Genomic DNA, 18,409 nt, shown 5'->3' on the forward strand with positions numbered 1-18,409 from the left:
CCACACCATGTCCGCCCGTGAGCAGAGCGGTGACGAGTCGCCGAAGCGCCGCATCACCGGCGTCGGCCGCGTCCTCGTGTTCGTCTACGGCGTGCTGGCGCTGGCCGCGACCGGCCGCAGCGTCTTCCAGATCATCGACCGGTTCCACGAGGCGCCGGTCGCGTTCACGCTCTCCGCGCTGTCGGCCGCCGTCTACATCGTCGCGACCATCGCGCTCGTCGCGCCGGGACGGGTCTGGTACCGGGTGGCGTGGATCACGATCACCTTCGAGCTGGTGGGCGTGCTCGTGATCGGGACGCTCAGCCTGTTCGCGCCGGCGACGCTCGGCCTCCACGACATCGACCCGTTCGGGCGGGACGCGACCGTGTGGTCCGTGTACGGCATGGGGTACCTGTTCATCCCGCTGGCCCTGCCGATCCTCGGCCTGCTCTACCTGTCGAAGCTACAAGCCGCGGGACGGAGCGCGTTCGTGAGGGTGTTCGGCTCCGTCGCGGAGATCCCGGACGGCTTCGGGCCGAGCGCGGTGACGATCGGCAAGTTCGACGGGGTGCACACCGGCCACCGCGCGGTCATCGAGCGGCTGCGCGCGGTCGCCGCCGAGCGCGGGCTGACCGCCGCGGTCATCACGTTCGACCGCAACCCGCTGGAGGTGCTCGCGCCGGAGAAGTGCCCGGCTTCGCTGGTCAGCAACCGACAGAAGCTGGAGCTGCTGGCCGAGACCGGGATCGACGCGACGCTCATGGTCGCGTTCGACCGCGCGCTCGCGGACCTGCCTCCAGAGGAGTTCGTCCGCCACATCCTCGTCGACCGGCTGCACGCCGCAGCGGTGCTGGTCGGCAGCGACTTCCGCTTCGGGGCGCGCGGGGCCGGCGACGTGACGATGCTGCGCGAGCTGGGGGAGCGCTACGGCTTCACGGTCGAGCTGATCGACGACGTGCGGCCCGAGCACGGCCGCCGGGTGTCCTCCACCTGGATCCGGGAGCTGCTGGCCGCAGGCGACGTCGGTCACGCCGCCGAGCTGCTCGGCACTGTGCCGACCGTGCGCGGGATCGTCGTGCACGGCGCCGCGCGCGGACGGGAGCTCGGCTTCCCGACCGCGAACCTGTCGCCGGAGTCGGAGGGTCTCATCCCGGCGGACGGCGTCTACGCGGGCTGGCTGACCGACGACGGCACCCGCTATCCCGCCGCCATCTCGGTCGGCAACAACCCGACCTTCGAGGGCGTGCCGCAGAAGCAGGTGGAGGCCTACGTGCTCGACCGCGAGCTCGACCTCTACGGCCACACGGTCGACGTGGCGTTCTCCGAGCGCATCCGCGGCATGGTCGCGTACGCCGGGATCGAGCCGCTGATCGCGCAGATCGCCGCCGACGTGGAGCAGGCGCGCCGCATTCTGACGGCCGAGCGCGCGTGAGCGAGGCCGCTCCCGAAACCGCCTCGCCGGCCGCGGCGGCGCGCCCGCTCTGGCAGGGCCGGACGGTCGCGTTGCTCGGCATCCTGCTGGTCGCGGCGAACCTGCGCACCGCAGTCGCTGCGCTGTCGCCCATCTTCGCGGAGATCCGGGTCGAGTTCCCGGTGTCGAGCGTCGGGGTCGGGCTGCTCGGGATGCTGCCGCCGGTCTTCTTCGCGCTGTTCGGGCTCCTCGCGCCGACGTTCACCCGGCGGGTGTCGCTGGAGGCGGTGCTGCTGATCGCGCTCGGTGTGATGCTGGCGGGGCACCTCCTGCGCGCGACGGCCGGGTCGTTCGTCATGCTCGCGGTCGGGTCGGCGGTCACCTTCGCCGGGATGGGCGTCGGCAACGTGCTGCTGCCGCCGTTGGTGAAGCGCTACTTCTCCGACCGGATCGGCCTGGTGACGGCGCTCTACGCGACGGTGATGTCGGTCAGCACCCTGCTGCCGCCGCTGGTGGCCGTGCCGGTGGCGGACGCCGCCGGCTGGCACGTGTCGGTCGGGATGTGGGCGCTGGTCAGCGTGCTGGCGATCGTGCCGTGGCTGCGCATCCTGATCACCCACCGGCCGGCGCACCCCGCGCACGACGTGGAGGTCGAGGGGGCCGACCATTCGATGGTCCGCCGGATCTGGCGCTCAGGACTGGCCTGGGCGATGGCGGTGGTGTTCGCGGTGTCGAGCCTCAACGCGTACGCGATGTTCGCGTGGCTGCCGCAGCTCGTGCACGATGTCGCGGGGACGCCGCCGGCGGAGGCGGGCGCGCTGCTGTCGATCTACGCCGGGATGGGCATCCCGGCGGGGCTGCTGGTCCCGCTGCTCGCCGCCCGGATGCGGAACGTCTCGCTGCTGATCTATGCCGGCGTCGCGTTCTTCGTCGCGGGCTACGCCGGGCTGGTGTTCGCCCCGGCGACGGCGACCTGGCTGTGGGTGGCGTTCGCCGGCCTCGGCCCGCTGCTGTTCCCGCTGAGCCTGGTGCTGATCAACGTGCGCACGCGCACGCACGCCGGCTCGGTCGCGCTGAGCGGGTTCACGCAGGGCCTCGGCTACACCCTCGGCGCGCTCGGCCCGCTGATGGTCGGCATCCTCCACCAGGTCACCGGCGGCTGGACCGTGCCGCTCATCGTGCTGACCGCGACCGCGCTGGCTGCCGCCGCGGCCGGCGCCGTCGTCGCGCGCCCGGTGCCGCTCGAAGACCGCTAGTCGCGGGGGTTGCCCGGCAGCATCGCGCTGCGGTGGATGAGCGCGGCCGCCCCGATCAGCGGCCCCTCGGAGGAGAGCGCGCTCGGGACGATGCGGACCTTGCGCACGAACGGGAAGTAGTGCGCCTCGATCACCTCGCGCATGTGCGTGAACAGGTCGGGGGTGGAGTGCGAGAAGCCGCCGCCGATCGCGACCAGCTCCAGGTCGAGCAGCGCCGTCGCGGAGGCGATCGCGTGGCCGACGGCGCGGCCGGTGCGGGTGATCGCGGCGACGGCGACCTCGTCGCCCGCGGCGTACGCTGCGGCCAGCTCCTCGCCCGTCTCACCGGTGAAGCCCTGGCGGCGCGCCCAGGCGACGGTGTGCGGGCCGGAGGCGATGGCCTCCAGCGCGTACGGCGCTCCGAAGGTGTCCTCGCCCCTGGTGTCGCCCACCTCCACGTGCCCGATGTGCCCGGCGTTGCCGGTCGGGCCGGTGATGACCCGGCCGTCGACGATGAGGCCGCCGCCGATCCCGGTCGAGATGACCATCCCCATCACGTTGTCGACGCCCTGCGCCGCGCCCACCCAGTGCTCGGCCATCGTGATCGCGACGCCGTCCATCTCCAGCGTCACCGGCACGGCGAGCCCGGCGGAGGCAGCCACGGACCCGATGAAGTCGCGGAGCGGGTAGTCGCGCCAGTCCGGCACGTTCAGGGGCGAGACGAGGCCGCGCCTGCGGTCGATCGGGCCGGCGCAGCCGATGCCGACGCCGACGACCGTCGCGCCGTCCGGGAGCGCGGCCAGCGTGTCGCGCACGACACCGCCGACCGAGGCCTCCAGGTCGCCGATCGTCGCCGTGCGGCCGGTCGGGAGGCGGTGGCGGGAGCCGGGGAGGAGGACGCCGTCCGCGTCCACGAGGGCGGCTTCGACCTTGGTTCCGCCGAAGTCGACGGCGAGTGCGAGGGGAGTGGCAGACACGACCCAACGATAAACGAAACCGGGCCTGCTCATTTGAGCGGAGAACGCGCAACCGTTGCACACCGACCTATGCTGGACGGGTGGCCCTGAACGATACCGACGAGATCCTCGCCGTCAAAGCCGCAGAGCTGTACTACGAAGCCGGGAAGACCCAGGACGAGATCGGCGTCGCCCTCAACGTCTCCCGCTGGAAGGTCGGCCGGCTCCTGGTGGCGGCGCGCGAGCACGGCTTCGTGCGCATCGAGATCGTCCACCCGAGTGCACGGAAGTTCTCGCTGGAGCGCGAGCTGTGCGGCTTCTACGGGCTGGAGGACGCGGTCGTCGTCCCTGCAGCGGAGTCCGACTCCGACTCCCAGGCCCGCGTCGCACAGGCCGCGGCCGACTACCTCACGACCCTGCGCCCGGTCCCGCGCACCCTCGGGGTGAGCTGGGGCCGCACCCTGCACGCTGTCGCCGCGCGGCTGCGCCCGGGCTGGGCGGTCGGTGTGAACCCCGTCCAGATCAACGGCAGCGTGTCGAGCACCCGGCAGGCCACGGCCGCCGCCGACACCGCCGTCGTGATGGCCCGCAAGGCCCAGGGCACGGCGACGCTGCTGCCGAGCCCGGCGATCTTCGAGCACGCGGCCACCCGCCGCGCGATCGAGGCCGACCGGTCCGTGCAGTCCGTGCTGGAGCTCGCCCGCAGCGCGAACGCGTACCTGTTCAGCGCCGGTGTGGTCGACACCAGCTCGGTCCACGTCGACTCCGGCTACCTCTCCGCCGAGGATGTGCTCGCGCTGGCCGCCAAGGGCGCCGTGGGCGACGTCGTCGGCCGCTTCATCAACGAGGAGGGCCAGGTCGCCGATCCCGAGCTCGACGGCCGCACCCTCGGCCTCAGCCTGGACGAGCTCCGCAACGCGGGCACCTCGATCGCCGTCATCGCGGGGGAGGCCAAGCACGGCATCGCGCACGCGGTCGTCGCCAGCGGGCTGTGCACCACCCTGATCACCGACGAGTCGACCGCCAACGACCTCCTCGGCCGTGTGCCGAACACGAGAAAGCAGACGTCATGACCATCGAAACGACACCGCCCGTGCGCACGCTCGCGCCGGCGGCCCGCGCCGTCGAGGTGCTGGGCGGCGACCTCACCGAGGGCTCGCTCCGGCGCTACCTCGGCGGCATCCCCGGCGTGGACGCCGTCGGCCTGGAGCAGCGCGCGGCCGGTCTCGGCACCCGCTCCATCAAGACCACCAGCAAGGCCTGGGCGCTCGACAAGATCATCGAGCTGATCGACCTGACGACGCTGGAGGGCGCGGACACGCCCGGCAAGGTGCGTTCGCTCGTCGCCAAGGCCCTCACGCCCGACCCGAGCGACCTGACCGCCCCCGGCCCGCCGCGGTGTGCGTGTACGGCGACATGGTCCCGTACGCGGTGGAGGCGCTGGGCGCCTCCCACGCCGGCCGCGTCGCCCGCGAGACCGGGCAGCACGGCGGCATCAACGTCGCGGCCGTCGCCACCGCCTTCCCGAGCGGCCGGGCCTCCCTGCCCGTGAAGCTGGCCGACACCGCCGACGCGGTCGCGGCCGGCGCGGACGAGATCGACATGGTCATCGACCGCGGCGCCTTCCTCTCCGGCCGCTACGGCCTCGTGTTCGACGAGATCGTGGCCGTCAAGGAGGCCTGCCGCCGCGACGACGGCAGCTACGCCCACCTCAAGGTCATCCTGGAGACCGGCGAGCTGAACACCTACGACAACGTGCGCCGCGCGTCCTGGCTGAGCATCCTCGCGGGCGCGGACTTCATCAAGACCTCCACCGGCAAGGTGTCGCCCGCCGCGACCCTCCCGGTGACGCTGCTGATGCTGGAGGTCGTGCGCGACTGGCACCGGCTGACCGGCGAGGAGATCGGCGTGAAGCCGGCGGGCGGCATCCGCTCGTCCAAGGACGCCATCAAGTACCTCGTGACGGTCGCGGAGACCGTGGGCGAGCGCTGGCTGCAGCCGCACCTGTTCCGGTTCGGCGCCTCCAGCCTCCTCAACGACGTGCTGCTGCAGCGCCAGAAGCTGAGCACCGGGCACTACTCCGGCGCCGACTACGTGACGATCGACTGAGACGGGACGACAACACCATGAGCTTCCTCGAGTACGCCCCGGCCCCCGAGTCGCGCGCGATCCTCAACCTGCGCGACCAGTACGGGCTCTTCATCGACGGCGAGTTCGTCGACGGGCACGGCACGCCGTTCCAGACCATCTCCCCGGCGACGGAGGAGCGCATCGCGACCATCGCGACCGCCGACTCCGCCGACGTCGACCGCGCCGTCGCCGCCGCCCGCCGCGCCTACGACCGGGTCTGGTCGCGGATGAGCGGCAGCGACCGCGGCAAGTACCTGTTCCGCATCGCCCGCCTCATCCAGGAGCGCTCCCGCGAGCTCGCCGTCGCCGAGAGCCTCGACAACGGCAAGCCGATCAAGGAGAGCCGCGACGTCGACGTTCCCCTGGTCGCCGCCTGGTTCTTCTACTACGCCGGCTGGGCAGACAAGCTGGAGCACGCCGGCCTCGGCCCCGCGCCACGCGCCCTCGGCGTCGCCGCCCAGGTCATCCCGTGGAACTTCCCGCTGCTCATGCTGGCGTGGAAGATCGCCCCGGCCCTCGCGGCCGGCAACACGGTCGTCCTCAAACCCGCGGAGACCACCCCGCTGACCGCGCTGCTGTTCGCCGAGATCGTGCAGCAGGCCGACCTCCCGGCCGGCGTCGTCAACATCGTCACCGGCGCGGGGAGACCGGCCGCGAGCTGGTCGCGCACCCGGACGTCAACAAGGTGGCCTTCACCGGCTCCACCGCCGTCGGCCGCGAGATCGCGCGCTCGGTGGCCGGCACCGACAAGAAGCTCACGCTGGAGCTCGGCGGCAAGGCCGCGAACATCGTGTTCGACGACGCGCCGATCGACCAGGCCATCGAGGGCATCGTCAACGGCATCTTCTTCAACCAGGGCCACGTCTGCTGCGCGGGCAGCCGCCTGCTGGTGCAGGAGAGCGTGCACGACGAGGTCGTGGACCGCCTGAAGCGCCGGCTCTCCACGCTCCGCCTCGGCGACCCGCTCGACAAGAACACCGACATCGGCGCGATCAACAGCGCAGAGCAGCTCCAGCGCATCCGCGAGCTCTCCGACATCGGGGAGGCCGAGGGCGCGGACCGCTGGACCGCCGAGTGCGCCATCCCGGAGAACGGCTTCTGGTTCGCACCCACGATCTTCGACAACGTGTCGACCAGCCACCGGATCGCCCGCGAGGAGATCTTCGGGCCGGTGCTGTCGGTGCTGACGTTCCGCACCCCGGCGGAGGCCATCGCCAAGGCGAACAACACGCCGTACGGCCTCTCCGCAGGCATCTGGACGGACAAGGGCAGCCGCATCCTGGCCGTCGCCGACCAGCTCCGCGCGGGCGTGATCTGGGCGAACACCTTCAACCGGTTCGACCCGGCCAGCCCGTTCGGCGGCTACAAGGAGTCCGGCTACGGCCGCGAGGGCGGCAGGCACGGCCTGGGCGCCTACCTGGTGCCCGGGCGCTCGCTTCCCGCCGGTCGCCCCGCCGTGACGGCCTCCTCCTCCCGGCCTGCCCGGGCCTCCACCCGCACCACGACCCGCAAGGGAGCGACGAAATGAGCCGCCTGGCCGTGCCGAAGACCTACAAGCTCTACATCGGCGGGAAGTTCCCGCGCTCCGAGTCCGGCCGCACGTACGAGGTGGTCTCCGCGAAGGGCGGGTTCCTCGCGAACGCCGCCAAGGCCTCCCGCAAGGACGCCCGCGACGCCGTCGTGGCCGCGCGCGGCGCGCTGTCCGGCTGGGCCGGCGCGACCGCGTACAACCGCGGCCAGGTGCTTTACCGCATCGCCGAGCTGATGGAGGGCCGCCGGGCGCAGTTCGTGGACGAGATCCAGAACGCCGAGGGCGTCTCCGCGGCCGTCGCCGCCGCGCAGGTGGACGAGGCCATCGACCGCTGGGTCTGGTACGCCGGCTGGGCCGACAAGTTCGCCCAGGTGGCGGGCAACGCCAACCCGGTCGCCGGCCCGTACTTCAACATCTCGGTGCCGGAGCCGACCGGCGTGGTCGCGATCGTGGCCCCGCAGGACTCCAGCCTGCTCGGCTTCGTCAGCGCCATCGCCCCCGCGCTGGTCGCCGGCAACACGGTCGTCGTGGTCGCCTCGGAGCGCTTCCCGCTCTCGGCGATCAGCCTGAGCGAAGTGCTGGCGACGAGCGACGTGCCGGGCGGCGTGGTCAACATCCTCACCGGCTCGCCTGCGGAGATCGCGCCCTGGCTGGCCTCCCACGCCGACGTCAACGCGCTCGACCTGGTCGGCGCCGGAGCGCTGGAGTGGGTGGACCTGCAGATCGCCGCGGCGGACACGCTGAAGCGCGTCCTGGCCCCGGAGAACGGCCCGGACGCCGCCGCCCCGTCGCTCGACCGCATCGCCTTCTTCACCGAGACCAAGACGGTCTGGCACACCAAGTCGCTCCTTTAGAGTCGCCTGAGGCGCCCTTCCCGCCTCCCTCCTTGTGAGGGAGGATGGGAGGATGAGCGACGGGTGGGGATCTGGGCACGGAACTCTCGTCCTGGTCGGCGACAGCCTGACCCAGGGCGGCGACTGGGAATCCTGGATGCCCGGCGAGGAGATCGTCAACCTCGGCGTCGCGGGAGACACCTCCGACGACGTGGTCGCCCGCCTGGACGCCGTGGTGGAGGCCCGCCCCGCGCTCGTCGCGCTCCTCATCGGGACCAACGACCTGGCCTGGCGCCGCTCGGTCGAGCATGTCGTCCGCAACGTCGAGACCATCCTGGTCACGCTCCGCAAGGAGCTGCCGGAGGTGCGCATCCTGGTGCAGTCGGTGATGCCGCGCGGCCACGAGTTCGCCGACCAGATCCGCGACATCAACCGGCACCTGTGGCAGTTCGCCCCGACCGTCCACGCCGCGTGGCTCGACCTCTGGCCGGCGCTGGCGCTGGAGGATGGCGAGCTCAACCCGGCGTACACGGACGACCGCCTCCACCTCAACGCGGAGGGGTACCGGGTGTGGCTGGGGGAGCTGGTGCCGGGGCTGGAGCGGGCGCGGCAGCTGCCGCCGAACAGCAGGGCGATCCAGTTGCCGGATCTGGGTGGGGCGGCGTAGGGGCAGCATAGTGCTTCCGTGCTTCCGGGGTTGACCAGAAAAAATATCGGATACTCTGCTATGAAGCGTAGAGCGTGGCGTAACGGTCGACTACGCTTTGTGGTGATTCGCGTGGCAGTTGTCGCGCTTCATCGACAGGGGGTTCTCCTATGCGTCAACGAAGACTCATCGCCGTATTCACCGGTGTGGCACTCATCGGAAGCGCGCTCGTCGCAGCGGCTCCCGCTCCAAAAGAGGCGGCATCGGCCAAAGCAAGTTTCACTCAGGAGGAGTTGATTCGCGGAGTCGTCTTCGCAACCGGTCCCGTCGCCGACGAACTGGGGATCGCCAACCGAAACGTGCGGCTGTCGCCGGAAGGTCAGGCGAACGTCGACGCGCTGGAACGACGCGTCATCGACGCGATGACCGAACGCGACGCCGAGGTGCTCGCCGATGCGACAACGGCTCTCACGAGCGGAGATCCGTATCAGGTCCGTGATGCCCAGATCGCGTTGGGCCAGAGTTTCCAGAGCGCCCTTTCCGAGACCGATCCGGAGCTCGTCGCCGATCCCGGCATCCAGTCGCGCTGCGGGTTGATCGCGGCGTGCATCAGTTTCGCGATCCTCGCGTCTGTGGCCGGTGTCGCGCTCGCAGTCGTCGGCGAGACCGTGATCGCCGTGCACGCGAACGTCATCACCGCGACGAACGTCGGCTGGCGGAGTGTTCCCGGGTCCGCCGATGAGGTGCCCGCCATCGACGCCAGTACCTTCACCGCACATCTCACAACGGCTCTGGCTGGGCGGTGACGAAGCGGGACGTCGGCATTGCGCTGACGACCTTCGCCGTCATGGGCGGGCTCTTCGGAATGGCTTACATCGGATCGCTGCCTCCGACTGTCCTCACGCCGACGCCGGGAGAGGGGATCACCCGTCTGCCTGCTGCTCTGCTCACTCAGGGCTGGGCGTTCTTCACACGTGAAGGGAGGGAAGAGACCATCGCTCCGTGGAGCGAGGGAACGAATGGTGCCTGGCAAGTGATCTCGGCATCGCGATCGACGACGCCGGACCACGCGTTCGGTCTTAAACGGGGCTCGCGGTCACTGGTCGGCGATCTGGACGCGCTCACGGCAGAATCCCTGAACTGGGAGACCTGCGACACCTCCATAGACCTCTGCTTGCGCGGCCAAGCGAAGTCGGCAAGCCAGACTCCGGCCGTGTCGCTCAACGTGACCGGCTCGCACATCTGCGGCCGTGTCGGGCTCGTACGCAGCAAGCCCGTGCCCTTCGCATACGCCCCGGTCACGGACCGTCGCGAAGCGAAGACCGCCGTGTTGCTCGTGGATTGCTCGCGACCGTGAATCGACAGCTCGATCGTGTGGCTCAGTGGGCGTCGTCGGTGGGAACTCGAAGCCCGTTCGGTCTGGTCCTGCAAACGGGTCGTTCGCTCCTTGCCGCGGGCACGCTTCTGACGCTCCTGACCAATGGGCCCGACGTGCTGTTCCACACTCCAGGCGGGGGCGATAACCCGAACTGCGCGCAGGCCGGGAGGTTCGGGCTGTATTGCATATTCGGCGCGGAGAATCTCGAACTCGCTCGCTGGCTCTCGATCGGCGCGTGCGCGCTGGCGATCCTGGGAGTCATGCCCGCGCTCAGCAGCGCACTGTATTGGATCGCCGCGATCAGCCTGTTCGCGAACGCGAAGCCGATCGACGGAGGCGATCAGCTCACAGCGATTCTCGCCTTTCTTCTGATGCTCGCGAGTGTCTTCGATTGGAGACTGTTCGCGTGGCGGCGATCGAACGTCGCCGGCCGCCGTTTCATCGCAGCCAGAGTGATCCTGCTCTTCATTCCGCTCCAAATGGGCTACCTGTATCTGAATTCCGCCGTCGGGAAGTTCAGCGTCCCGATCTGGGCAGACGGTTCCGCCCTCTGGTATTGGGTCCAGCACACCGGGTTCAATGCTGCGCCTTTCACCGCTTCGGTGGCGTGGACCGTTCTCCAGATTCCGGCCGTGTCCGCCATTGCGACCTGGGGCGTGCTCGCCCTCGAGCTCTTCCTCGCGTGGGGGATCGTGGTCGCTCGGCGTCGAAGGACCCGATTCCTGGTGTGTGCGCTCGGTGTCGCATTCCATCTGGGGATCGCGCTCGTGATGGGTCTGATCTCTTTCGCTATCGCCATGATCGCGGGGCTGGTGCTTGCAGTGATCAGGCCCGGCGACCTCGCCGCCTGGGCGACAGCCCTGCGCTCCCGCTCATCGCCGTTCCCGTTCTCAAGTCCACGCGTCTCGACCGTCGCTCAGGAGGTAGAGCAATGACCACAAACGAGCTGGTCGCCGCCATCGCCATCGCGCTGTTCATCCCAACCATCGCGTGGGCGCTCTTCGGGATGGTGCGGGCGGCGTCTCGCACCCTGTCCATCAACTCGGTCATCGGTGTGCGCCTGCCGTCGCTGATGAAGAACGAGGAGTCGTGGTTCGGAGGCCATGCCGCCGCAGCTCCGATCTTCTTCTGGTCGGCCGTGACGACGTCCGTGTTCAGCGTCGCGACCTGCTTCGTCGCCGGGGTGGAGTCCCTGTACGTCGGGTTCCTGGTCGTCTCGGTCGTGAGCCTGATCGTCGGGTCGACCGGCGGCATCGTCGTGGCACACCGTGCGGCGATGGCGATTCCGCCGGACGAGCTGCGGTGAGGCGGACTACCGCCCCCGCAGCACCTCCTCGTAGAACCGGATCCCCCGCAGCCACGTCGCCACGTGGATCCGCTCGTTCCGCGCGTGCAGCGTCCCGCGCTCCTCCGCGCTCATCTCGAACGGCGTGAAGCGGTAGACCGCGTCGCTGATCGCGGTGAAGTGGCGGCCGTCGCTCGCGGCCAGCATGATGTACGGCGTCACCACCGCGTCCGGGTGCACGGCCGCGACGGCTCCCGCCACCACGTCCCACTCCGGACCGGAGGTGGGGGAGACCGGGGACGGCTCCGCCGGGTCGATCGTCTCGATGCGCACGAGCGGGTCGCGGATCGCGCGGCGGAGGTGGGCGACGGTCTCGGCGACGCTCGAACCGACCGCGATGCGCACGTTGAGCACCGCCGTCGCGGTCTCCGGCAGCGCGTTCGCGGCGAGGCTGCCGCTGAGCTGCGTGACCGCGGTCGTCGTGCGGACCATCGCGCGCGTCTCGTCGCTCAGCCGGCCGAGCACGGGGACCAGCGCCGGCTTCAGCCGTCGGGCGCGCGTGAACACCGCGCGGAGCGGGCCGGTCGCGTGGGCGCCGAGCGTCTCCACCATCCGGAGGTTCGTCTCGGTGAGGCGGGCCGGGAACGGCCTGGCGTTCAGCCGCGTGATCGCGCGCGCGAGCCGCACGGTCGCCGCCAGCTTCGGCGGGGTGGAGGCGTGGCCGCCGAGCTGCTCGACCGTCAGCCGCACGCTCGTGATGCCCTTCTCGCTGACGCCGACGACGGCGATGGGCTTGGTCACGCCGGGGAAGACGCCCTCGACCACGGCGCCGCCCTCGTCCAGCACCAGGGCCGGCCGCACGCCGCGCTCGGCGAGGGAGGCCACGATGGCCTGCGCGCCCGAGCCGACCGTCTCCTCGTCGTGGCCGAAGCTGAGGTACACGTCCGCCGCGGGGGTGTGGCCGGCGGCGACCAGCGCCTCCACCGCCTCCAGGATGGCGACGAGCGCGCCCTTGTCGTCCAGCGTGCCGCGGCTCCACAGCACGCGGTCGTCGCCGGATCCGGTGAGCTCCGCGCCGAAGGGCGGGTGCTCCCAGCCCTCGCCGGTGGCGGGGACGACGTCGTAGTGCGCCATCAGGACGGTGGGGGCGCCGTCGCCCGCACCGCGCCAGCGGTAGAGCAGCGCGTGGCCGTGCTGCTCGCGTTCGAGCACTGCGTGCAGGCGCGGGTACAGTTCCGGGAGCGCCGCCACGAACGCGTCGAACGCCGCCCAGTCGGTCTCCTCGACCGCGTTGCGGGAGATGGTCGGGATGCGCAGGAGCGTGCGGAAGCGCTCGACGGCGGCATCGCCGTCGGTGTGGGCGGCGTTGGGGCGGGCGGCGACGCTCACTCGCCGGCCGCCGTGCGGAACGCCGCCAGCGCGTCGTCGTTGAACAGCACGAAGCGCACCAGCTCGACCGAGCCCACCCCGGACGACAGCACAGCGCGCACGGTGCTCACCGCGATCCGCGCCGCGTCCTCCAGCGGCCAGCCGTAGATCCCGGCGGACACGGCGGGGAAGGCGACCGTCGCCGCGCCGAGCTCGCGGGCGACCCGCAGCGACGACCGATAGGCGTTCTGCAGCTCCGGGGTGCGGTCCTCGCGCTGCGCCCAGACCGGGCCGACCGTGTGGATGACCCACTGCGCCGGGAGGTCTCCCGCGGTCGTCGCGACGGCCTGACCGGTCGGGAGGCCGTCCGGCAGGGTGGTGGCGCGCAGCTCGCGGCAGGCGGCCAGGATGGCGGGGCCGCCGCGGCGGTGGATGGCGCCGTCCACGCCCCCGCCGCCGAGGAGGGTGCTGTTGGCCGCGTTGACCACGGCGTCCACGGCCTGGTCGGTGATGTCGCCGCGGACGATCTCGATGGGGTCCGCCACGTCAGCCCCGGTTGTTCGAGAGCTCGTACACCTTCAGGAGCTCGAGGATGGCGTCGTCGCGCTGGTCCCCGCCCTCCTCGAACATCGTGGAGATGTGCGTCTTCAGGTGGTTCTCGACGAGCAGCTTGTTGAGCGAGCCGAGGGACTTCTGGATGGCGAGCGATTGGGTGATGATGTCGACGCAGTAGTCCTCGTTCTCGATCATCTTCTCGAGGCCGCGCAGCTGCCCCTCGAGGATGCGCGTGCGGTGCAGCGCCCTCTTCTTGATGTCTGCGATCACGGGACCAAGGATACCGCGGAAACCGGATACCCCGGCCAGGTATTCGTCGTTGTCCAGCGAGTACCAGAGGCGGTACGCTCCGGCCGGGATTCTGTGCGGCGCGTCGTGGCGCACCCCCTATTGGGGGTATGGGAGGACATACAGCATCGTCTATCCTCGCTCACAGGGGTTGAGAAATATTCGTTTTACAGGAAAGGCCCGACTTTGCTGAAGAACCTCAGCCCGCTGCTGTCAGGCGCGCTCCTGCGCGCGCTTGATTCCATGCAGGATGGCGACACGCTCACGCTTGTCGGCAGCGGCTATCCCGAAGAAGCACTCACCGCGCCCATCGTCCACCTGGGGGAGGACGTCACCACTGAAGCCGCTGCCGAGGCGATCCTCAGTGTGTTCCCGCTCGACACCGCAGACCCGTCACCGATCGTGTTCCTCGACCTCGCAGGAGAGCCCTACGAAGTCCCCGACGTCGCGTTCGCCGTCAACGGCATCGCCTCGGACGCTGAACTGCGTCGCATCCCGATGAGCCGGCTCGACCTCGAGCCGTTCATCGCACTGGCCCGCAGCTCCGCCGTCATCGTCCGTGTGGGATCGGACGCGCCGCCGTGCGCGTTCCTGTTCCGCAGGGGCGCTCTCTGAACAACCTGCACCAGCAGCCGTCCGCGCCCCGGGGATGAGGTCTCGTCCCAGGGGCGCGGACCGTTCCTGGGCGCGACCGGTCGCCTCGTGCCCGGTCGCTTAGAGTTGGACGGTGCCCTACACCCCGCAGCCGCCCGCCTACAACCGCGCCGCCCTGGCGCCCGGCATCCTCGGCGCGCTCGTGCTGCTTTTCGGGCTCGCCTTCGCGGACTGGTACACCTACGTGGAGTACGCGGTCTGCATCCTGGCGCTCATCCTGTGCGTGTTCTCCTGGCAGGCCAAGAGCCGGTGGTGGCTGGCCGGGCTGATCCCGATCGCCGTGCTCTGGAACCCGATCTTCCCGGTGCCAGGACTCACCCCGGCGCTGCCGCTGCTGAGCCTCGCGGCGGCCGCCGTCTTCGTCGCCGCGGGCATCCTGATCAAGATTCCGGCCGACACACGCCGCTGATCCGTCCCGATACGGTAAAATGACGGTTGCACGGCCATCCTGCGCCGTGCGCCCGGCGTTCTGCGATGCTCGGTCGGACCACTCGGTTCCGTTCCCCGCCGCCGCGCCGGCCCTCACGCCATAACGGCGTCGCGTCCTCTGTCAGCGCGCGGCGCCTCCACTGGAGGACCATGTCTCGTTCGGGTCAGCGCACGTCGCAACAGCGCATGTCGGGCCAAGGCGCATCGCAGCGCGCCTCGTCGCGGCCGCAGCAGCAGCAGCGCCGCAACCGCCACGCCAACAACGACGGGCTCATCCCCGTCCTCGCGCGCAAGGTGCGCGAGGTGGAGGCGAAGGCCGCAGACGGCAAGAAGCTCGGCCCGACGAACCGCACCAAGTTCCAGGTCATCGCGTTCCTGATGCGCGAGGAGCGCGCCCGGGCCAAGGCCGATCCGGAGCTGACCGACGCCGCGCGCGCCGAGCAGCTCAAGAGGCTGGACGGCATCGCCACGATCCTGGCCAAGACCGCGGCCCGCGACACCTCGCTCATCTCGCTGCTGGAGAGCGCGGCCCCGCCGACCGCGACGGCGCAGAAGATCCGGCGCGACTGGCTGCTGGAGTCCGGCACCGAGCTCAGCCCGGACGACCTCATCATCACCGTCGAGCGCGTGATCGCGCCCGAGAGCATCATCCCGCCGGAGCTCGCCCAGAAGCAGGTCGTGCCGGCCTCGGTCAAGGCGCGCCAGCTCTCCAACCCGTTCCTCGCGCCCGACTTCAGCAAGGGCGCGGCCGTCGCCCCGCGCCGCGCCGCCGGCTCGACTCGTGGGAGCTGCTCGGCCCGCTGTTCAAGTCGTTCGAGTACGGCGCGGGAGGCCAGGCCGCGAGCATGGAGCTCCCGCCCGCCCCGAAGATCGACCGCTACTCCCCGCAGGGGCTGGAGCTCATGCACCACCAGTCGCGCTTCATCGAGAGTGTGCGCCAGGGTCACCGTCGCTTCCTCCTCGCCGACGAGCCGGGTCTCGGCAAGACGGCGCAGTCCGTCCTCGGCGCCTCCGTCGCCGGCGCCTACCCGCTGCTGGCCGTCGTGCCGAACGTCGTCAAGATGAACTGGGCGCGCGAGGTCGAGCGCTGGACTCCGCACCGCCGCGCCACCGTCATCCACGGCGACGGCGAGGGCCTGGACGCGTTCGCCGACGTCGTCATCGTCAACTACGAGGTGCTCGACCGGCACCTGTCCTGGCTGGGCACGCTCGGCTTCCAGGGCATGGTCGTCGACGAGGCGCACTTCATCAAGAACCTGCACTCGCAGCGCTCGCGGCTCGTGCTCGGCCTGGCCGAAGCGATCCGCGAGAAGGCGGCCGACCCGCTGCTCATCGCGCTCACCGGTACGCCGCTGATCAACGACATCGACGACTTCAAGGCGATCTGGCAGTTCCTCGGCTGGATCGACGGCAACAAGCCGACCGCCGAGCTCATGGAGAGCCTGGAGGAGACGGGCCTCACGCCGGCCGACTTCGGCTTCTACGCCGCCGCCCGCGAGTCCGTCATCGACCTGGGCATCGTCCGCCGCCGCAAGGTGGACGTTGCCGCCGACCTCCCGAGCCGCCGCGTGGTCGACCTGCCGGTGGAGCTGGACGACGACCTCGGCCGCTCGATCATGCAGGCCGAGAAGGAGCTGGCCGCCCGGCTGGTCGCCCGCTTCCACCGCGCAGCCGCCGCGGGCCGTCCCGACTCGTTCGACGGCGACGACGAGGCGCACCGCAAGCACCTCATCCGGCTGGTCGCGCAGTCCGAGCTGGAGGAGGCGAAGTCGGCCAAGACCGGCGACAACGTCTTCACGATGGTCCGCAAGATCGGCCAGGCGAAGGCCGGGCTGGCCTCCGACTACACCGCGCAGCTCGCGCGCTCGGTCGGCAAGGTGGTGTTCTTCGCCAAGCACATCGACGTCATGGACGCGGCGGAGGAGGCCTTCGCCGCCCGCGACCTGAAGACGATCTCGATCCGCGGCGACCAGTCCGCGCTCGCCCGGCAGAAGGAGATCGACGCCTTCAACAACGACCCGGAGGTCGCGGTCGCGGTCTGCTCGCTCACCGCGGCGGGCGTCGGGCTCAACCTCCAGGCCGCGTCGAACGTCGTGCTCGCCGAGCTGTCCTGGACGGCCGCGGAGCAGACCCAGGCGATCGACCGCGTGCACCGCATCGGCCAGGACGAGCCGGTCACGGCGTGGCGGATCATCGCCGCGCAGACCATCGACTCCAAGATCGCGGAGCTGATCGACTCGAAGCAGGGCCTCGCGGCGCGTGCGCTCGACGGCAGCGATGTGGAGATCGGCTCGGCCGACTCGGTGCAGCTGGACGCCCTCATCCACCTGCTGGAGGACGCGCTCGACGCCTAGCCGTCAGGCGATCTCGGCGTCGTCCGGGTCGAGCGGGACCGGGCGCTCGTCGTCCGGCAGGATGCGGTCGTCGGCCTCGTCGTCGTCCACCGGCAGGTCGTCCTCGTCGCGGATGACGTCGCTGGGCTCGTAGTCGCCCTCCTGCGCCTCGAGGAAGTCGTCGTCGTCCTCCCGGCTGCGGTCCGTCTCGCTCATGCCACGAGGGTACCGCGCACGTGGACCTCGCACGAGAGTGGTTCGCGAGCGCCCGGCTCAGCCCAGGTCGAACTCGAAGTAGGCGCCGCGGTCGTCGTGCCGGATGCGCGCCGGGCCGCTGACGCCCGCGAAGTCGTCCGTCCCGGTGCCGGGGACGATGTAGCCGAACGCCGACGGGTCGTCCGGGTGCTGCAGTGCGCCGTGGTGGATCGTGAACGACCCCGACCGGCCGTCCGGCAGCGTCCCGGTGACCCGCTCGGCGGCGAGGTAGCCGCGGCCGCCCTCCTCCGTGCCGGACGAGACGAAATGCGCGACCGACTCGCCGACCAGGCCCTCCGTGTATGTCTTTCGCATCACCACCGCGCCCAGCCAGTCGCCCGGGATGCCGGGCAGGTCCTCCGGGTCCCAGCCGGTGACGTCGAAGCGGGCGGTGACGATGCTGCCGTTGTCCATGCCGGGAGCTTAACGAGTGCGCCCGCGCACAGCTTGCAATTTCGCGACAGCGCCGAAGTGGACTAGACAGGGGACATGGCGCAGCACCATACCCAGCTCGAGATCGAGCGCAAGTACGACGTGGACGGCGACCTCCGCCCACCCCAGCTCGTCGGCATCGGGGCGATCGCCGTCGAGAGCGAGCCCGAGACCGCCGAACTGGTGGCGACCTACTACGACACAACCGAGCTGCGGCTCGCCCGGCAGCGCGTCGCTGTGCGCGCGCGGCGCGGCGGCTCCGACGAGGGCTGGCACGTCAAGCTCCCGCCCACCGAGGAGGGGCGGCCCGAGCTGCACTGGCCGCTCGGCGACGGCGAGGAGCCGCCGGCGGACCTGCGCGAGGTGATCCGCGAACAGCTCGGTGACGGCGTCCTGATCCCCGTCGCCCGCGTGACCAACCGGCGCGACACCACCATCCTCAAGGATGCGGCGGGCTTCGAGCTCGCCGAGCTCTGCGACGACCACGTCCGCAGCGAGAACCTGCGGACCGGCGCGAGCGACGCCTGGCGGGAGTGGGAGGTCGAGCTGCTGAGCGGCGCGCCCGACTCGCGCGAGGGCCGCACCGCGCTGCTCGACGGCATCGAGGCGGAGCTCCTGGCGGCGGGCGCCCGGCCCTCCGCGAGCTCGTCCAAGCTCCAGCGCGCGCTCGGCCTCTGAGCCTCCCGGGCGGCCGGGATTTTGGTGCTCCGG

Annotated in this window: 18 protein-coding genes and 3 pseudogenes; 15 read left to right on the forward strand and 6 right to left on the reverse strand. The window is 70.8% G+C overall.

The features are described 5' to 3' along the window. Window positions 1-469 precede the first annotated feature (469 nt). Both ACQ86L_RS20405 and ACQ86L_RS20410 read left to right on the forward strand, forming a co-directional pair. The gene (locus tag ACQ86L_RS20405) at window positions 470-1,411 is read left to right on the forward strand and encodes a bifunctional riboflavin kinase/FAD synthetase (protein WP_434318935.1); all 942 of its coding nucleotides are present in this window, start codon (window positions 470-472) and stop codon (window positions 1,409-1,411) included. Further along, the gene (locus ACQ86L_RS20410) at window positions 1,408-2,646 is read left to right on the forward strand and encodes an MFS transporter (RefSeq protein WP_434317016.1); all 1,239 of its coding nucleotides are present in this window, start codon (window positions 1,408-1,410) and stop codon (window positions 2,644-2,646) included. Before ACQ86L_RS20405 ends, ACQ86L_RS20410 begins: the two co-directional genes overlap by 4 nt. Here the strand turns inward: ACQ86L_RS20410 and ACQ86L_RS20415 are convergent. Beyond that, window positions 2,643-3,602: an ROK family protein gene (locus ACQ86L_RS20415; protein ID WP_434317017.1), complete on the reverse strand. Its 960-nt coding sequence runs from the start codon at window positions 3,600-3,602 to the stop codon at window positions 2,643-2,645. The two genes, ACQ86L_RS20410 and ACQ86L_RS20415, sit on opposite strands and share 4 nt — an antisense overlap. Before the next feature lie 80 nt (window positions 3,603-3,682). On the opposite strand from ACQ86L_RS20415, the gene ACQ86L_RS20420 reads away from it, so the two are divergent. The 9 genes and pseudogenes from ACQ86L_RS20420 to ACQ86L_RS20460 all read left to right on the forward strand — a co-directional run bounded on the left by ACQ86L_RS20420 (window position 3,683) and on the right by ACQ86L_RS20460 (window position 11,405). Then, a complete protein-coding gene (locus tag ACQ86L_RS20420; RefSeq protein ID WP_434317018.1) occupies window positions 3,683-4,654 on the forward strand; it encodes a sugar-binding transcriptional regulator in 972 nt (323 codons plus the stop codon). Beyond that, a pseudogene (gene deoC / locus ACQ86L_RS20425) lies at window positions 4,651-5,690 on the forward strand (deoxyribose-phosphate aldolase). The gene ACQ86L_RS20420 and the pseudogene deoC overlap by 4 nt, the downstream one beginning before the upstream one ends. A gap of 17 nt (window positions 5,691-5,707) precedes the next feature. Beyond that, window positions 5,708-7,239 (forward strand): annotated as a pseudogene (locus ACQ86L_RS20430) (aldehyde dehydrogenase family protein). After that, window positions 7,236-8,096, forward strand: coding sequence for an aldehyde dehydrogenase family protein (locus ACQ86L_RS20435; RefSeq protein WP_434317019.1), 861 nt, complete (start codon window positions 7,236-7,238; stop codon window positions 8,094-8,096). The pseudogene ACQ86L_RS20430 and the gene ACQ86L_RS20435 overlap by 4 nt, the downstream one beginning before the upstream one ends. A 52-nt stretch (window positions 8,097-8,148) precedes the next feature. Further along, on the forward strand, window positions 8,149-8,742 hold the full coding sequence (locus tag ACQ86L_RS20440; RefSeq protein WP_434317020.1) for an SGNH/GDSL hydrolase family protein: 594 nt from the start codon (window positions 8,149-8,151) through the stop codon (window positions 8,740-8,742). A 149-nt stretch (window positions 8,743-8,891) separates the two neighbouring features. After that, window positions 8,892-9,527 (forward strand): hypothetical protein, encoded by a 636-nt coding sequence (locus tag ACQ86L_RS20445; protein ID WP_434317021.1) that lies wholly within the window; start codon window positions 8,892-8,894, stop codon window positions 9,525-9,527. Continuing rightward, entirely contained in the window at window positions 9,524-10,078 is a 555-nt protein-coding gene (locus ACQ86L_RS20450; protein ID WP_434317022.1) for a hypothetical protein, read from the forward strand. The genes ACQ86L_RS20445 and ACQ86L_RS20450 overlap by 4 nt, the downstream gene beginning before the upstream one ends. After that, a complete protein-coding gene (locus ACQ86L_RS20455) occupies window positions 10,075-11,034 on the forward strand; it encodes a hypothetical protein (RefSeq protein ID WP_434317023.1) in 960 nt (319 codons plus the stop codon). Before ACQ86L_RS20450 ends, ACQ86L_RS20455 begins: the two co-directional genes overlap by 4 nt. Beyond that, complete coding sequence (locus tag ACQ86L_RS20460; protein ID WP_434317024.1) at window positions 11,031-11,405, forward strand: SdpI family protein; 375 nt, start codon at window positions 11,031-11,033, stop codon at window positions 11,403-11,405. Before ACQ86L_RS20455 ends, ACQ86L_RS20460 begins: the two co-directional genes overlap by 4 nt. Before the next feature lie 6 nt (window positions 11,406-11,411). Here the strand turns inward: ACQ86L_RS20460 and ACQ86L_RS20465 are convergent, their stop codons facing one another. Genes ACQ86L_RS20465 through ACQ86L_RS20475 form a run of 3 tightly spaced genes read right to left on the reverse strand, consistent with a single transcriptional unit; the run spans window position 11,412 to window position 13,577 of the window. Beyond that, on the reverse strand, window positions 11,412-12,773 hold the full coding sequence (locus tag ACQ86L_RS20465) for a M20/M25/M40 family metallo-hydrolase (protein WP_434317025.1): 1,362 nt from the start codon (window positions 12,771-12,773) through the stop codon (window positions 11,412-11,414). Beyond that, window positions 12,770-13,297 (reverse strand): O-acetyl-ADP-ribose deacetylase, encoded by a 528-nt coding sequence (locus ACQ86L_RS20470; protein ID WP_434317026.1) that lies wholly within the window; start codon window positions 13,295-13,297, stop codon window positions 12,770-12,772. Before ACQ86L_RS20470 ends, ACQ86L_RS20465 begins: the two co-directional genes overlap by 4 nt. 1 nt (window position 13,298) lies before the next feature. Further along, window positions 13,299-13,577 carry a metal-sensitive transcriptional regulator gene (locus tag ACQ86L_RS20475; RefSeq protein ID WP_345836414.1) on the reverse strand — a complete coding sequence of 93 codons (279 nt, stop codon included), beginning with the start codon at window positions 13,575-13,577 and terminating at the stop codon, window positions 13,299-13,301. Between the two features lie 204 nt (window positions 13,578-13,781). Between ACQ86L_RS20475 and ACQ86L_RS20480 the strand changes: the two genes are divergently transcribed. The 3 genes and pseudogenes from ACQ86L_RS20480 to ACQ86L_RS20490 all read left to right on the forward strand — a co-directional run bounded on the left by ACQ86L_RS20480 (window position 13,782) and on the right by ACQ86L_RS20490 (window position 17,032). Next, on the forward strand, window positions 13,782-14,210 hold the full coding sequence (locus ACQ86L_RS20480) for an RbsD/FucU family protein (RefSeq protein WP_434317027.1): 429 nt from the start codon (window positions 13,782-13,784) through the stop codon (window positions 14,208-14,210). 112 nt (window positions 14,211-14,322) lie between these two features. Continuing rightward, window positions 14,323-14,658 (forward strand): DUF6804 family protein, encoded by a 336-nt coding sequence (locus ACQ86L_RS20485; protein WP_345836412.1) that lies wholly within the window; start codon window positions 14,323-14,325, stop codon window positions 14,656-14,658. Window positions 14,659-14,828: 170 nt separating this feature from the next. Further along, window positions 14,829-17,032 (forward strand): annotated as a pseudogene (locus ACQ86L_RS20490) (DEAD/DEAH box helicase). A 3-nt stretch (window positions 17,033-17,035) separates the two neighbouring features. Here ACQ86L_RS20490 and ACQ86L_RS20495 read toward each other — a convergent pair. Then, a complete protein-coding gene (locus ACQ86L_RS20495; protein ID WP_345836410.1) occupies window positions 17,036-17,227 on the reverse strand; it encodes a hypothetical protein in 192 nt (63 codons plus the stop codon). Window positions 17,228-17,284: 57 nt separating this feature from the next. After that, window positions 17,285-17,680: a DUF3224 domain-containing protein gene (locus ACQ86L_RS20500; RefSeq protein WP_434317028.1), complete on the reverse strand. Its 396-nt coding sequence runs from the start codon at window positions 17,678-17,680 to the stop codon at window positions 17,285-17,287. Between the two features lie 75 nt (window positions 17,681-17,755). Here ACQ86L_RS20500 and ACQ86L_RS20505 point away from each other — a divergent pair, with 75 nt between their 5' ends. Continuing rightward, window positions 17,756-18,376: a CYTH domain-containing protein gene (locus ACQ86L_RS20505; RefSeq protein ID WP_434317029.1), complete on the forward strand. Its 621-nt coding sequence runs from the start codon at window positions 17,756-17,758 to the stop codon at window positions 18,374-18,376. Window positions 18,377-18,409: the final 33 nt, after the last annotated feature.

Source organism: Leifsonia sp. P73, from assembly GCF_051059105.1.
GTDB lineage: Bacteria > Actinomycetota > Actinomycetes > Actinomycetales > Microbacteriaceae > Leifsonia.